The organism is Pseudomonas sp. ANT_J12 (genome assembly GCF_008370045.1).
Classification (GTDB): domain Bacteria; phylum Pseudomonadota; class Gammaproteobacteria; order Pseudomonadales; family Pseudomonadaceae; genus Aquipseudomonas.
The window spans coordinates 287,426-301,625 of the sequence record NZ_VOBN01000005.1 but is presented as its reverse complement, the minus strand read 5'-3'; the positions used below and the strand labels follow the sequence as shown (position 1 = coordinate 301,625).

Genomic DNA, 14,200 nt, shown 5'->3' with positions numbered 1-14,200 from the left:
AGCGCTGCTTAGCTACCTCGCGGGCATGGGGACTACACAGTCAGACGTAATCTCCTGGCGAAAAAGCCGCGAACTCGTCGGTTGATTGCAGACAGGGACGACAGACTTGCTTGCCGCAACGTGGATAATGGCCAAACGACAGCTTTTTCACGAACCAAGCGGTACATTTGTTTGCGCAAACTGTAACCAGTATTTGCTACACGCCGGCCGCACCGGGATAATGCGCGCCACTCGGCGTTAAGCGCCACGTCAGGTCGGCTGTGGATTTTGCGACCGGCCCGTCAAGGAAAGCCCGCAGGGGCGGGATGAATCTTTGTGATCAACTTCAACATCGCCCAATGGCGCGCATGGGCCCCTGGGCTCGAAAGCGTGGACGATTGGCAGGCCTGGAGCCGACAACCGGTCGCACTCCCATGCAGCGATGCCGCCCCCGATGTGTCGTTCCTGCCGGCCATGCAGCGTCGTCGACTCAGTCGCCTGGCGCGGATGGCCTTCAGTGTGGGCTGGCCGTTGGCCGATGGTCGGCAGGACCTACCGTTGGTCTTTATTTCCCGTCACGGCGAAACCCCGCGCACCTTCGACATTCTCAGTGACCTGGCGGCCGATCAGCCGCTGTCACCGACCCAATTCAGCCTGTCCGTGCATAACGCGGTCATCGGCCTGTGGTCGATCATGCGCGGCGAAACCAGCGAGATGACGGCCCTGGCCGCCGCTGGCGACGGCCTTGAACACGGCATGCTTGAGGCTGCGGCGCTACTTTCCGAGGGCGCGCCCGCCGTTCTGCTGGTGGTTACTGAAGAACAACCGCCCAAGGCCTACTCGGCCTGGATCGACGATGTGCCCTTCCCTTATGCGGTCGGTCTGCTGCTCACCCCCGGCACCGACTGGCAGCTGTCCCTGAACAGCAACCCGGATGCACTGTCCAACGCTCACTGGCCCCATGCCCTGAATCTATTGCGTACCCTGCTCGGCCAGCAGTCAACCTGCCAACATGCCTGGAAAAATCGTGTATGGACCTGGCAACGCAACCTGTAGCCGATAAAAACCGCGACGCCTATTACTGGCGCCTGCTGGCCACCGCCGTGAGCTTCACCCTGTTCGGGTTGGGCGGGCTGTGCCTGCGGCTGCTGGTTTTTCCGCTGCTCGGCTGCCTGCCCGGCGATGCCCAGGCCCATCGGCTGCGGGCGCGCAAAACCGTCAGTCGCTGTTTCTGGTTTTTTGTCCGGTTCATGGCCCGCGCAGGAGTGCTGACCTACGACATCCAGGGTGCGGAAAAACTCGGCCGTGCGGGGCAGATGATCATCGCCAACCACCCGTCGCTGATTGACGTGGTGTTCCTGATCGGCCTGGTGCGCCACGCCAACTGCGTGGTCAAAAAGAGCCTCTGGGAAAACCCCTTTACCCGCGGTCCACTGCGCAGCACCGAATACATCAGCAACGATGGCAGCATGGACATGCTCGACGCCGCGGCCGATGCCCTCAAAAGCGGCCAGACCCTGATCATTTTCCCCGAAGGCACGCGCACCCAACCCGGCCAGGCGCCAGCCTTTCATCGGGGTGCCGCGGCCATTGCCCTGCGCGGTGCGAAAATCCTCACCCCGGTGATCATCAAGGTCAGCCCGAGCACATTGACCAAGGCCGAGCCCTGGTATCGGATACCAAAACGTCGCGTGCACTTCAGTTTCCGTGTGGGTGCCGATATAGACCCACAAGCCTTCGCCGCGCAAGGCGCTCCCCCGCAGGCTTCGCGCAAGCTCAACGACTATCTGCATCACTACTTTATTAAGGAGCTCGCCGAAGATGAGCGATCTGCACCGTGACATAAAACTACTGATCATCGACGCCCTGGGCCTCGAAGACATCAGCATCGACGACATCGGCGACGACCAGACCCTGTTTGGCGAAGGCCTGGGCCTGGACTCGGTAGACGCCCTGGAACTCGGCCTGGCGATCCAGAAAAAGTACGGCATCAAGATCGACGCCGACGCCAAGGACACCCGTAATCACTTCACCAACGTGGCGAGCCTTGCGGCGTTCGTCACTGCAAAACAGGCAGCTTGAGACCGGACCATGCAAACTCGTGACGACATTTTCAACACCCTGCGCGATGCCCTGGTCGAACTCTTCGAGCTGGACCCAGCGCGTGTCAGCCTGGAATCCAACCTGTATCAGGACCTGGAAATCGACAGCATCGACGCCGTCGACCTGATCGACCACATCAAGCGCCAGACCGGCAAAAAAATCGCCGCCGAAGAATTCAAATCGGTGCGCACCGTCAGCGACGTGGTTGAGGCGGTCTACCGTCTGGTTCAACCGGCCGCATGAGCCGATTGATCGGCCTCGGCCTGCTGCTGGCGGGCCTGCTGTACCCCTTTGCGGTGTATTTCGGCATGGAGCACTTCGCCCCGTGGCAGTTTGGCTTGCTGCTGGGCAGCCTGTGGCTGGCGCGTGCGCTGACCGGCGTGCGGCGCCCGGGCAGTCGATGGATGGCCATTATCGCCATCGTGTTTTGCCTGCTGCTGGCGGTGTTCGATAGCCCGGAACTGCTGCGTTGGTATCCGGTGCTGATCAGTGGCTTCATGCTCGCGCTGTTCGGGCTGAGCCTGAAATATGGCCCGCCCATGGCTGAACGCCTGGCCCGTCTGCGTGAACCGCAACTGCCGGCCAAGGCAATCGTTTATACCCGCCAGGTCACGGTGGCCTGGAGCGTGTTTTTTCTTTGCAACGGATTGTGCGCCGCCGCGCTGACCCTCTGGGCGCCGCTGAGTTGGTGGATGTTGTACACCGGCCTGATCTCCTATGGATTGATCGGCCTGATGTTTGCCATTGAATGGCTGATACGACAACGGGTACGAGGCCACCCATGAATTGGATAACACTTGAGCATTTGCTGCTCAAGGCTCAGCAGGAACGTGCCATGACGGCCGAACCGGCGCTGAATCACGCGCAACTGTGCGAACAGGCCCTGAGCCTCGCCGCCGGCCTGCAAGCCCAGGGCGTGCAGCGCATCGCCGTGCACCTTGAAGATGGCGCCGAGCTGGCGATTGCCCTGCTGGGCGCCTGGCGTGCCGGGGTCAGCGTGCTGCTGCCGGCCGATCTGCAAGCCCAGACGCGCCAGCGCTGGTCGAGCGAAGTCGATCTGTGGCTGACCGATCAGGCCGACGATGCGCACCTTGGCGACTATCAGCATTCGCCGATGCCCGCCGCCGCGCTGGATCTGGATCGCTGCCAGCTCAGCCTGTGCACCTCCGGCTCCAGTGGCGAACCCAAGCGCATCGACAAAACCCTGCGCCAGCTGGCCAATGAAGTCCAAGCCCTGGAACAGCTGTGGGGCGCTGACCTCGGCCCGGCCTGCATCATCGGCAGTGTCGGCACCCAACACATTTACGGTTTGCTGTTCCGGGTGCTGTGGCCGCTGTGCGCCGGGCGACCGTTCGTGCGCAAGCAACTGGCCTTCCCGGAAGACTTGCAGCGCGCCAGCCGCGAACACCCGGCGTTCGCCTGGGTCGCCAGCCCGGCGCTGCTCAAGCGCATGGGTGACAACCTCGACTGGCCCGCCCTGAGCGCGGTGCGCCGAGTGTTTTCCTCCGGTGGCGCATTGCCCGCCGAAGCTGCCCGAAGCCTGTTCGAGCGCTTGCAGCAATGGCCGACAGAAATCCTCGGCAGCTCGGAAACCGGCGGCATTGCCTGGCGTCAGGGGCAAGACCTGTGGCAGCCGTTCGCCGACGTGCTGCTGAGCCAGGACAGCGACGGCGCGCTGCTGATCGCCTCGCCCTACTTGCCCGCCGACCACGTCGAACACACCGCCGACGCTGCGCGGATCGCCGCCGATGGCCGTTTCGAATTGTTGGGACGGCTGGACCGCATCGTCAAACTGGAAGAAAAACGTATCTCGCTACCGATGCTGGAACAGGCGCTGATGGCCCACGACTGGGTCGCCGAAGCGCGCCTCGGGGTGGTCCAGGAAAACCGCGCCTCACTGGGTGCGCTGCTGGTGCTCAGCCAAAAAGGGCTGCATGCCCTGCGCAATCAGGGGCGGCGTACGCTCACCCAAGAACTGCGGCAGCACCTGAGCCAGCATTGCGAAGCCCTGGCCTTGCCTCGGCGCTGGCGCTTGCTGCGACAACTGCCACTGAACGCCCAAGGCAAACTGCCTCAGGCCGAGGTCGAAGCGCTGCTACTGGCACCGCGTCCCAAGGGACCGGAGGTGCTGGAACAGCTCGAAACCGACGGCGAGTGGAGCCTGCAACTGGCCGTGCCACCGGACCTCGCCTACTTCAGCGGACACTTTCCCCAGGCACCGGTCTTGCCCGGCGTGGTGCAGGTGGATTGGGCGCTGAGCCTGGGTCAACAGCTGATGGACCTGCCGGCCAGTTTCGCCGGCATGGAAGTGCTGAAATTCCAGCAACTGGTGCGTCCGGGCGATGAAATCCAGCTGCACCTGCGGTTCGACCCGGTGCGCAGCAAGCTGTATTTCACCTTCCGCAATGACACCGCCACCTGCTCCAGCGGGCGGATTGTGCTGGAGGCAGCGGATGCATAACCCCTGCGCCATCATCCCGGTCTACAACCACGAAACCGCCATCACCACGGTGGTCGATGCCCTGCTCGCCAAAGGTTTGCCGTGCATTCTGGTGGACGACGCCAGCACCCCGGCCTGCGCCAAGGTGCTCGATCAACTGGCGCTGCGGGACAACGTCTATCTGATCCGCCTCACCGTCAATCAAGGCAAGGGCGGCGCGGTCATGACCGGTTTGCGCGAAGCCTCGCGCCTGGGCTTCAGCCACGCCTTGCAAGTGGACGCCGACGGCCAGCATGACCTGACCGACGTCGCCGCTTTCATCGAACTGTCCCGCGCCCACCCGGACGCGGTGATCTGCGGTTATCCGCTGTACGACGCCAGCGTGCCCAAGGGCCGTTTGTATGCGCGCTACCTGACCCACGTGATGGTGTGGATCAACACCTTGTCGTTGCAGATCCGCGATTCGATGTGCGGGTTCCGCGTCTATCCCTTGCCACCGACCCTGGCGCTGATCAGTTCGGCGAAGATCGGCAAGCGCATGGATTTCGACTCGGACATTCTGGTACGGCTGGCCTGGCAAAACCTGCCGATGCAGTGGCTGCAAACCAAGGTCCATTACCCGCTGGATGGCGTTTCGCACTTTCGCCTGTTCCACGACAACGTTTTGATTTCGAGCATGCACACCCGGCTGTTCTTCGGCATGTTGCTGCGTGCTCCGGTGATCCTCTGGCGACGGTGGCGGGCATGAGCACTGACGCGGATAAAAAGCATTGGGCCGACCGCCAGGAGCGCGGCAGTTTCTGGCTGATGAAATTCACCGCTGTCTGCGCCAAAGTGCTCGGTCGGCGGCTGTTGAGCCCGTTGCTGTACGGCATCGTTTTGTACTTTTTCCTGTTCGGCCGCAGCGCGCGCAAAAGCACCTGGCAATACCAGCAACGCCTCGCCGACTTCAGCGCGCGCCCAGAGTTGCGCCCGACCCATTGGCGGGTCTTCGGCCAGTTCATGGCCTTCGCCGATTCCATGCTCGACAAGCTCGACGTGTGGAACGGCAAGCTGAGCATCCAGCAGATCGAAATCGACGACCCGGCGCTGTTGCGCACCCAACTGCGCGGCGCCCGTGGGCAGATGCTGGTGGGCGCGCACCTGGGCAATCTCGAGGTCTGCCGTGCGCTGGCGGAGATCGGCGAACAAGTCACCATGAACGTGCTGGTGCACACCAAGCACGCCGAGCAGTTCAACCGCCTGCTCGGCGAAGCCGGGGCGACCAATTTGCGGCTGATTCAGGTCAGCGAACTGGACCCGGTGATCATGCTGCAACTGCACGAACGCCTGGAGCGCGGCGAGTGGCTGGCGATTGCCGGCGACCGCGTGCCGCTGCATGGCGGGCGTCGCGTGATCGTGGACTTCCTCGGGCATCCGGCGGCGTTCCCTCAGGGCCCTTGGCTGCTGGCCGGTTTGCTCAAGTGCAAGGTCAATCTGTTGCTGTGCCTCAAGCAACCGACGGGCGCCTACCGACTAAGCCTCGAACCCTTCGCCGAGGCCGTGGAGTGGAAGCGCAGCGACCGCGAACAGGTCATTCATCAGTGGGCTTCCCGCTACGCCGAACGCTTGGGTCACTATTGCCTTGAAGCGCCACAACAATGGTTCAACTTTTACCCTTTCTGGAAGACCGATGACGACGCCAACGCTTGAGCCGGTAACCTTCGGCGAACTCCCTTTGCGCATCGAAGACGTGCTGGCCCTGGCCAATCGTCAGGCGCCGACGCAGTTGCAGGGTGACCCTGAATTTCGCGAGCGCATCGCCAAAGGCGCGCGATTCCTCGATTCCCTGCTGGACAAGGAAGGCGTGATCTATGGCGTGACCACCGGTTACGGTGATTCCTGCGTGGTCGCGGTGCCGCTGCATCACGTCGAAGCGCTACCGCGTCATCTGTACACGTTCCACGGCTGCGGCCTGGGTAAACTGCTCGACGCCCAAGCGACCCGCGCCGTACTCGCGGCGCGTTTGCAGTCGCTGTGCCACGGCGTGTCCGGGGTGCGCGTGGAACTGCTGGAACGCCTGCAAGCCTTCCTCGAACACGACATCCTGCCGCTGATCCCGGAAGAAGGCTCGGTGGGCGCCAGCGGTGATTTGACGCCGCTGTCCTACGTCGCCGCGACCTTGTCCGGCGAGCGCGAAGTGATGTTCCGTGGCGAACGTCGCGAAGCTGCCGATGTGCATCGTGAACTGGGCTGGACGCCGCTGGTGTTGCGCCCCAAAGAAGCCCTGGCGTTGATGAACGGCACCGCCGTAATGACCGGCATCGCCTGCCTGGCCTTCGCCCGCGCCGATTACCTGCTGCAACTGGCCACGCGCATCACCGCGATGAACGTGGTCGCGCTGCAAGGCAATCCTGAGCATTTCGACGAGCGCCTGTTCGCCGCCAAGCCGCATCCGGGGCAGATGCAAGTCGCCGCGTGGTTGCGCAAGGATCTGGCGATCGACGCGCCGACCGCGCCGCTGCATCGCCTGCAAGACCGCTATTCCCTACGTTGCGCACCCCATGTGCTCGGCGTGTTGGCCGACAGCCTGAACTGGCTGCGGTCGTTCATCGAGATCGAGCTCAACAGCGCCAACGACAACCCGATCATCGACGCCGAAGCCGAGCGCGTGCTGCACGGCGGGCACTTCTACGGCGGCCATATCGCGTTCGCCATGGACAGCCTGAAAACCCTGGTGGCCAACGTCGCCGACTTGCTGGATCGGCAACTCGCGCTGCTGGTGGACGAGCGTTACAACCACGGTTTGCCGAGCAACCTGTCCGGCGCCAGTGCCGACCGCGCGATGCTCAACCATGGCTTCAAAGCCGTGCAGATCGGCACCAGCGCCTGGACCGCCGAAGCGCTGAAAAATACGATGCCGGCCAGCGTGTTCTCGCGCTCCACCGAGTGCCATAACCAGGACAAAGTGAGCATGGGCACCATCGCCGCCCGCGATGCCGTTCGGGTGCTGGAGCTGACCGAACAGGTCGCCGCCGCGACCCTGCTCGCGGCTAATCAAGGCGTGTGGCTGCGTGGCCAGGCCGAGGACGCACGCCCCCTGCCGCCGTCCCTGGCGGCGATGCACGAGGAACTGGCCAAGGACTTCCCGCCGGTCATCGAAGACCGCGCCCTGGAAGGCGAACTGCGCCTGTGCCTGAAACGAATCGCCGAGCAACACTGGAGGCTGCATGCGTAGCAAGGGAGTGCTTCACGCCGATACGGAAATCCTCGTGCCGTTCTTCGACGTAGACACCATGCACGTGGTCTGGCACGGCCATTACGTCAAATATCTGGAAGTTGCCCGGTGTGCGCTGCTGGACAAGCTCGGCCACAACTACACCGCCATGGTCGAGTCGGGTTTTGCCTGGCCGGTGATCGACCTGCAACTGCGTTATGTGCGCGGCGCGGTGTTCGGCCAGACGCTCAACGTGCGCGCCAGTCTGGTGGAGTGGGAGAACCGGTTGAAGATCAACTACCTGATCAGCGATCAGCAAACCGGCGAACGCCTGACCCGCGCCAGCACCGTGCAGGTCGCCGTCGACATGAGCAGCCGCGAGATGCAATTGGCCTCGCCGAAAGTCTTCACCGATGCTGTTGAAAGGATGCTGCCATGAACACCATTTTCAAATGCCTCGGCGCGTTGACGCTGCTCGGATTGTCATCGCTCGCCAATGCCTTCGACCTGCAACAGCTCAGCGATCAACTGGCCAAACCCGACGTGATCCACGGCCACTTCATCCAGGAAAAACACCTGCGCGCCCTGCCGCAGCCGCTGGTCAGCAAGGGCAGCTTCGTCCTCGCGAAAAACCACGGCTTGCTGTGGCTGCTGAAAACCCCGCTGCAACAGGATTACCGCATCACCGCCAAGGGTATCGCCCGGCGGGATGCCAACGGCTGGCAGTTGCTGCCGGGCAAGAGCGCGGGCGCGGAGCAGAACCGTTTGTTCCTCGCCGTGTTGCAAGGCGACAGCAGCGGTCTGCAACGGGATTTCGAGCTGTCGCTGAGTGGCGACGCTCAGAAATGGAAGCTGACCCTGACCCCGCGCTCGATGCTGCTCAAGCAGGTGTTCAACCAGATCAACATCGACGGCGGCGAACTGGTCAACAGCATCGAACTGCTCGAAACCCAGGGCGACAGCACCCTCATGCGCATGCAGGACAGCACCAGCGCCCAACCGTTAAGCGATGCGGAGCAACATGATTTTGCCGAGTGAACGGAGGCTCCCACGGCTGTTCCTGATCCTGCTGCTGGCGGTGCTCGCACTCGCCGGTTGGCAATGGCGTGACGGCGCCCCGCTGTCGGCCAACCTGATGGAACTGGTGCCCGGCACGGCGCCGGACGCGCTGGAACTGCGCGCCGAACAACGCATGCAAGAACCGCTGAACCGCGAAATGCTGGTACTGGTCGGCCACACCGATCGCCAGCACGCGGTGGCCATGGCGCAGAAACTCGGCGAACAGTGGCAGGCCAGCGGCCTGTTCGAAAAGGTCCAGTGGACCCTGCAAGCCGACTTGCCCGCTCTGCGCACGCAACTGCTGCAAGGCCGGCTGGCGATGCTCGCGGACGCGGATCGGCAACAACTGATCAAACATCCCGACGCCTTTATCCAGCAACGGGTGCAAGCACTGTTCGACCCCTTCACCGGTTTCAGCCTGGTGCCGAGCCAGGACGACTGGCTGGGCCTGACCGGGCGCATCCAGAACAGCCAGCCACAACATGGCGCGGTGCAACTGGACATCGGCAGCGGCGCCTTGATCGCCGATGCCGACGGCAAGAGTTGGGTGCTGCTGCGCGCGCGCACCACCGGCAACGCCTTTGACATGAACCTGCCGCTGCAAGTGGCCGACCTGCTCAAACACAGTCGCGAAGAAGCCGCCCAGGGCGACGTGCAATTGCTCGCCGCCAGTGGCTTGCTCTATGCGGCCAACGGTCAGCAACAAGCGAGCCGGGAGATGACCTGGGTCGGTGGCGGCGCCACTCTCGGCATCCTGTTGCTGCTGTTGCTGGCCTTCCGGCGTTTGCGTGTATTGCTCGCATTCGTCCCGGTGTTGGTGGGCATGTTGTTCGGTGGCGTGGCGTGCGTGGCGCTGTTCGGCCATATGCATGTGATGACGCTGGTACTCGGTTCGAGCCTGATCGGCGTCGCCGTCGATTACCCGCTGCACTACCTGTCCAAGAGCTGGAGCCTGAAACCCTGGAACAGTTGGCCGGCCCTGCGCCTGACCCTGCCGGGGTTGACCCTGAGCCTGATCACCAGTTGCATCGGCTACCTCGCCCTGGCCTGGACACCGTTCCCGGCGTTGACGCAAATCGCCGTGTTCTCCGCCGCCGGCCTGCTCGGTGCCTACCTGTCGGCGGTGTGCCTGTTGCCGGCGCTGCTCAAGGGTTCTGACCTGCGTCCGGCGCAATGGCCGTTGCGGGTGGCCGAATTTTTGGTGAACCTGCGCGAAGCGATGCTCCAGCGTGCCCGCACGCCGGTGTTGCTGGCCCTGCTGACCGCCTTCTGTATCGGCGGTCTGTTGCAGCTCAGCACCAAGAACGACATTCGCCAATGGGTCAGCATGCCGCAGCACTTGACCGACGAAGCGCAAGCCATCGCGCGCATCACCGGCTACCAGCCCACCAGCCAGTTTTTCCTGATCCGCGCCGCCAACCAGCAAGAATTGCTCGAACGCCAGGCCGCCCTCGGTGATCGCCTGGAGCAACTGGTCAATCTCGACAAGCTCCAGGGTTTCCTGTCCCTCAACCAACTGGTCAGCCAGCCGAGCGAACAGAAGCAAGTACGCGACGCGCTGAACAAGCTGCCGCAATTCTGGCAACCGTTGATCGACGTCGGTGTACCGGTCGAGGCGTTGCAAGCCGAGTTGACGAAGTTACAGGCGCTGCCCACCGAAGACATCGACGCAGCCCTGGCCGGGCCGTTGGCCGAACCCTATCGCACCCTGTGGCTGGGGCCGACCGATGACGGCGGCGTGGCGGCCATGGTCAGCCTGCAAGGCTTGAACAACCCGTCGCTGCTGCGGGTCCAGGCCCTGGACTTGCCGGGGGTGGAACTGGTGGATCGTCTGGGCGAACTGAATAAGGTGTTCGCTGAAACCCAGATCAGCGCGGCGGAATTGAAACTCGCCTCCTGCGTATTGATCGTGCTGGTGCTGATCCTGCCGTTCGGCCTCAGCGGCGCCTTGAGAATCGTCGCCCTGCCGCTGCTCGCCGCACTGTGCAGCCTGGCCAGCCTCGGTTGGCTCGGCCAGCCGCTGACCCTGTTCAGCCTGTTTGGCCTGCTGCTGGTCACGGCGATCAGCGTCGATTACGCGATCCTCATGCGCGAACAGGTCGGCGGCGCCGCGGTGAGCCTGCTGGGCACCTTGCTGGCGGCGCTGACCACGTGGCTGTCGTTCGGTTTGCTGGCGGTGTCCAGCACACCGGCGGTGAGCAACTTCGGGCTGTCGGTGAGCCTCGGCCTGGCGTTCAGCTTCATCCTCGCACCATGGGCGGGCCGTCAGACCCACGCCGTGGCAGTCGCGGAGCCAACAGCATGATGATCGCGCTGTTTTGGGCAATGGCCCTGGGGATGTTCGCCGTGGCCACCCGCGTCGGTCGGCATTTCGGCTTGATCCCGATTGTCAGCCAGTTGCTGCTGGCGACGTTCGGCCTGCCGCTGCTGATGTATTTCTGGATCGAACCGGGCTGGCAGCTCAGCGGCGCCGCGCTGATTTCCCCGGTGTGGCTGAAAAACCTCTACAGCCTGAGTTTCGCGCTGTTGCTGGGGCACATTCTCAGCGATGTGATCGACCTGAAGCTGGATCGCCAAAGCCTGAAAATCGCCCTGCCGAGTTTCTGCCTGCCGTTCGCCTGCGGCTTGGCGACGGCAGTGTGGCTGTTGCCGCCGCAAGCGTGGATCAGCTCGCTGGCCGTCGGTTTGGTCTTCGCCATCACCGCGATCCCGGTGTTGTACCTCTACCTGCGACACATCAACTACCCGCCCGACGCCACCCGGCGCCTGGTGCAGACCGCGATCCTGATCGACCTCACCTGCTGGACGCTGTTCGGCTTCGCCCAGGGCAGCCTGCATCTGAGTAGTCTGTTGCTGCCCTTGGCCGGCGCCTGTTTGCCGGTGCTGTTGCGCTTGCTCGGTTTGCGCCAACCGTTGTTGTACAGCGGCGGCTTCTTCGCGCTGCTGGTGGTGGCCGAGCACTTCAAGCTCAACGCGCTGATTTTCGGCATCGGCTATTTGCTGTGCATGGCCGCGCTCAAAATACCGCTGGTGTTGCCGTTGCCGGCGCTGTGGATGAATCGTTTGCAGACCTGGATCGCCATCCCGCTGATCCTCACATTCGGCATCGTGCAGATCGATGTGCACGCCGCCATGGCCAGCCTCGGTTGGTTGCCACTGATTGCGCTGTTGCTGTTACCGATTGCCAGCAAATTGCTGGGCAACTGGCTGGGCCTGGGCTGGGCCGGCGTTTCGGTGGATGGCGCCAACCGCTGGCGCGAAAGCCTGCTGCTGAATATTCGCGGGTTGAGCGAGATCGTCTTTCTCAACCTGCTGCTGCAACAACACCTCATCAGCCCGGCGCTGTACTTTGCGCTGATGCTGATGGGCCTGATCGCAACACTGCTGCCGGCACTGGCCGGCATGCATCGAATCCCGCTGAATATCGCCACCCCGGCAAGGAGTCCACGTGCCAATCGTTGAAATGGAACATCGTCAGGTAGTGGTCATCGGGGCCGGGCCTTCGGGCGCCATCGCCGCCGCGCTGCTCAAGCGCAAGGGTCACGATGTATTGGTGATCGAGCGCCAGCATTTCCCACGCTTTTCCATCGGTGAAAGCCTGCTGTCCCACTGCCTGGATTTCGTCGAAGAAGCCGGCATGCTCGACGCGGTGAACGCCGCCGGGTTCCAGCTCAAAACCGGTGCCGCATTCGCCTGGGGCGAGCAGTACAGTGCCTTCGATTTTGGTGACACGTTCAGCAACGGCAAGCCGACCACCTTCCAGGTGCAACGCGCCGATTTCGACAAGTTGCTGGCCGATCAAGCGGCGCTGCAAGGCGTGGAATTGCGCTATGGCGAAGCCATCGTCAGCGCCGATTTCAGCCTGGCGAAACCGCAGCTGACGGTGCTGCGCGAGGATGGCAGCGAGTACCGTGTCGAAGCCGATTTCGTGCTGGATGCCAGCGGCTACGGCCGGGTGTTGCCGCGCTTGCTCGACCTCGAAGCGCCGTCGAACTTCCCGGTGCGCCAAGCGGTGTTCACCCACGTCGAAGACCACATCGACCACCCGAACTTCGACCGCACCAAGATCCTCGTCACCACCCACCCGATTCATCGCGATATCTGGTTCTGGACCATCCCGTTCAGCAACGGCCGTTGCTCGGTGGGCGTGGTGGCGGCGGCCGAACATTTCGAAGGCCGCACCGATGATCTCGACGAGTGCCTGCGCGGCTTTATCGCCGAAACCCCAAGCCTTTCCGGTGTGCTGAACAATGCCGTGTGGGACACCCCGGCACGCACCATCGGCGGCTACTCGGCCAACGTCAAAACCCTCCATGGTCCAGGCTTTGCGCTACTGGGCAACGCGGCGGAATTCCTCGACCCGGTGTTCTCCTCCGGCGTGACCATCGCCATGCGCTCGGCGAGCATGGCCGCCGGTGTATTGCATCGGCAATTGCAGGGCGAAAGCGTTGACTGGCAGACCGAGTTTGCCGACCCGCTGAAACGCGGCGTCGACACCTTCCGTTGCTACGTCGAAGGCTGGTACGCCGGCACCTTCCAGGACGTGATTTTCCACGACGGCAGCTCCACCGATATCCGCCGCATGATCGCCTCGATCCTCGCCGGTTACGCCTGGGATGAACGCAACCCGTTCGTCAGCGAAGCGAAACGCCGGTTGAAGGTGATTTCGGAAATTTGCGCACGGGAAGCCACATGAGCTACCTGAGCGACAACTACGTCGAGGAAACCAAATTCGGTTTCTGGTTCCTGCGTAGCCATACCTGGCAGCACCATGTGCTGCGGGTGGCAATCAATGATTTGCGCGGTTTGTTCAGCGAGTCGCCACCCAGCCACCCGGTGTTGCTGGATGCCGGTTGCGGCCAGGGCAAGTCGTTCCAGTACCTGCGCCAGACCTTTGCGCCCCAGCGTCTGATCGGTGTGGATGCCGATCCGCACAGCCTGAACCTCAGCGGTGAAGAAGCGGCGCGCCAGGGCATGAGCGTGGAACTGATCGGCAGCGATTGCGCGACGCTCAACGTGCCGGACGCCAGTGTCGATCTGCTGTTCTGCCACCAGACCTTTCATCATCTGGTGGAGCAGGATCAGGCGTTGGCCGAGTTCTACCGCGTGCTTAAGCCCGGCGGCTATCTGCTGTTCGCCGAGTCCACCGAGGCTTACATTGATACGTGGGTGATTCGCTGGTTGTTCCGGCATCCGATGCACGTGCAAAAGAGCGCGGCCGGGTATCTGGAGATGATTCGCCAGCAGGGTTTCGAATTCGGCCCGCAGAATGTGTCTTATCCGTACCTGTGGTGGAGCCGCGCCAAGGATTTCGGTTTGCTTGAACGCTTTGGTTTGCGCAAGCCCAAGCCCTTTGGCCAACGGGAAGAAACCCTGGTCAATGTGGTGGCGCGCAAGCCGCTTGAAGGTGCTGTGTGATGTCT

General features: G+C 63.0%; 15 protein-coding genes. All 15 read left to right on the top strand.

The genetic code is table 11. From position 1 onward, the window contains the following. Positions 1-309: 309 nt before the first annotated feature. The 15 genes from FQ192_RS14445 to FQ192_RS14375 are packed head-to-tail and all read left to right on the top strand — an operon-like array spanning position 310 to position 14,195. Entirely contained in the window at positions 310-1,035 is a 726-nt protein-coding gene (locus FQ192_RS14445) for a beta-ketoacyl synthase chain length factor (protein ID WP_149659201.1), read from the top strand. Further along, positions 1,011-1,820 carry a 1-acyl-sn-glycerol-3-phosphate acyltransferase gene (locus FQ192_RS14440; RefSeq protein WP_149659200.1) on the top strand — a complete coding sequence of 270 codons (810 nt, stop codon included), beginning with the start codon at positions 1,011-1,013 and terminating at the stop codon, positions 1,818-1,820. The genes FQ192_RS14445 and FQ192_RS14440 overlap by 25 nt, the downstream gene beginning before the upstream one ends. After that, on the top strand, positions 1,801-2,061 hold the full coding sequence (locus FQ192_RS14435; protein ID WP_149659199.1) for a phosphopantetheine-binding protein: 261 nt from the start codon (positions 1,801-1,803) through the stop codon (positions 2,059-2,061). The genes FQ192_RS14440 and FQ192_RS14435 overlap by 20 nt, the downstream gene beginning before the upstream one ends. A gap of 9 nt (positions 2,062-2,070) precedes the next feature. Then, positions 2,071-2,325 (top strand): acyl carrier protein, encoded by a 255-nt coding sequence (locus FQ192_RS14430; RefSeq protein ID WP_007947135.1) that lies wholly within the window; start codon positions 2,071-2,073, stop codon positions 2,323-2,325. Next, complete coding sequence (locus tag FQ192_RS14425; RefSeq protein WP_149659198.1) at positions 2,322-2,867, top strand: hypothetical protein; 546 nt, start codon at positions 2,322-2,324, stop codon at positions 2,865-2,867. The genes FQ192_RS14430 and FQ192_RS14425 overlap by 4 nt, the downstream gene beginning before the upstream one ends. Beyond that, entirely contained in the window at positions 2,864-4,543 is a 1,680-nt protein-coding gene (locus FQ192_RS14420; RefSeq protein WP_149659197.1) for an AMP-binding protein, read from the top strand. Before FQ192_RS14425 ends, FQ192_RS14420 begins: the two co-directional genes overlap by 4 nt. After that, the gene (locus tag FQ192_RS14415; RefSeq protein ID WP_149659196.1) at positions 4,536-5,270 is read left to right on the top strand and encodes a glycosyltransferase family 2 protein; all 735 of its coding nucleotides are present in this window, start codon (positions 4,536-4,538) and stop codon (positions 5,268-5,270) included. Before FQ192_RS14420 ends, FQ192_RS14415 begins: the two co-directional genes overlap by 8 nt. Beyond that, a complete protein-coding gene (locus FQ192_RS14410; RefSeq protein ID WP_149659195.1) occupies positions 5,267-6,214 on the top strand; it encodes a glycosyl transferase in 948 nt (315 codons plus the stop codon). Before FQ192_RS14415 ends, FQ192_RS14410 begins: the two co-directional genes overlap by 4 nt. Further along, a complete protein-coding gene (hutH, locus tag FQ192_RS14405; RefSeq protein WP_149659194.1) occupies positions 6,195-7,739 on the top strand; it encodes a histidine ammonia-lyase in 1,545 nt (514 codons plus the stop codon). Before FQ192_RS14410 ends, hutH begins: the two co-directional genes overlap by 20 nt. Further along, positions 7,732-8,157 carry a thioesterase family protein gene (locus FQ192_RS14400; protein ID WP_149659193.1) on the top strand — a complete coding sequence of 142 codons (426 nt, stop codon included), beginning with the start codon at positions 7,732-7,734 and terminating at the stop codon, positions 8,155-8,157. Before hutH ends, FQ192_RS14400 begins: the two co-directional genes overlap by 8 nt. Then, a complete protein-coding gene (locus FQ192_RS14395) occupies positions 8,154-8,756 on the top strand; it encodes an outer membrane lipoprotein carrier protein LolA (RefSeq protein WP_149659192.1) in 603 nt (200 codons plus the stop codon). The genes FQ192_RS14400 and FQ192_RS14395 overlap by 4 nt, the downstream gene beginning before the upstream one ends. Next, a complete protein-coding gene (locus FQ192_RS14390) occupies positions 8,740-11,082 on the top strand; it encodes an MMPL family transporter (RefSeq protein ID WP_149659191.1) in 2,343 nt (780 codons plus the stop codon). Before FQ192_RS14395 ends, FQ192_RS14390 begins: the two co-directional genes overlap by 17 nt. Next, complete coding sequence (locus FQ192_RS14385; RefSeq protein WP_149659190.1) at positions 11,079-12,239, top strand: sodium:proton antiporter; 1,161 nt, start codon at positions 11,079-11,081, stop codon at positions 12,237-12,239. Before FQ192_RS14390 ends, FQ192_RS14385 begins: the two co-directional genes overlap by 4 nt. Next, positions 12,226-13,473, top strand: coding sequence for an NAD(P)/FAD-dependent oxidoreductase (locus FQ192_RS14380; RefSeq protein WP_149659189.1), 1,248 nt, complete (start codon positions 12,226-12,228; stop codon positions 13,471-13,473). The genes FQ192_RS14385 and FQ192_RS14380 overlap by 14 nt, the downstream gene beginning before the upstream one ends. Next, positions 13,470-14,195: a class I SAM-dependent methyltransferase gene (locus FQ192_RS14375; RefSeq protein ID WP_149659188.1), complete on the top strand. Its 726-nt coding sequence runs from the start codon at positions 13,470-13,472 to the stop codon at positions 14,193-14,195. Before FQ192_RS14380 ends, FQ192_RS14375 begins: the two co-directional genes overlap by 4 nt. Positions 14,196-14,200 lie beyond the last annotated feature (5 nt).

Coding starts and splice junctions, on each gene's coding strand:
- FQ192_RS14440 (WP_149659200.1), top strand. CDS start 1,011: ATGGACCTGGCAACGCAACCTGTAGCCGATAAAAACCGCGACGCCTAT.
- FQ192_RS14435 (WP_149659199.1), top strand. CDS start 1,801: ATGAGCGATCTGCACCGTGACATAAAACTACTGATCATCGACGCCCTG.
- FQ192_RS14430 (WP_007947135.1), top strand. CDS start 2,071: ATGCAAACTCGTGACGACATTTTCAACACCCTGCGCGATGCCCTGGTC.
- FQ192_RS14425 (WP_149659198.1), top strand. CDS start 2,322: ATGAGCCGATTGATCGGCCTCGGCCTGCTGCTGGCGGGCCTGCTGTAC.
- FQ192_RS14420 (WP_149659197.1), top strand. CDS start 2,864: ATGAATTGGATAACACTTGAGCATTTGCTGCTCAAGGCTCAGCAGGAA.
- FQ192_RS14415 (WP_149659196.1), top strand. CDS start 4,536: ATGCATAACCCCTGCGCCATCATCCCGGTCTACAACCACGAAACCGCC.
- FQ192_RS14410 (WP_149659195.1), top strand. CDS start 5,267: ATGAGCACTGACGCGGATAAAAAGCATTGGGCCGACCGCCAGGAGCGC.
- hutH (WP_149659194.1), top strand. CDS start 6,195: ATGACGACGCCAACGCTTGAGCCGGTAACCTTCGGCGAACTCCCTTTG.
- FQ192_RS14400 (WP_149659193.1), top strand. CDS start 7,732: ATGCGTAGCAAGGGAGTGCTTCACGCCGATACGGAAATCCTCGTGCCG.
- FQ192_RS14395 (WP_149659192.1), top strand. CDS start 8,154: ATGAACACCATTTTCAAATGCCTCGGCGCGTTGACGCTGCTCGGATTG.
- FQ192_RS14390 (WP_149659191.1), top strand. CDS start 8,740: ATGATTTTGCCGAGTGAACGGAGGCTCCCACGGCTGTTCCTGATCCTG.
- FQ192_RS14385 (WP_149659190.1), top strand. CDS start 11,079: ATGATGATCGCGCTGTTTTGGGCAATGGCCCTGGGGATGTTCGCCGTG.
- FQ192_RS14375 (WP_149659188.1), top strand. CDS start 13,470: ATGAGCTACCTGAGCGACAACTACGTCGAGGAAACCAAATTCGGTTTC.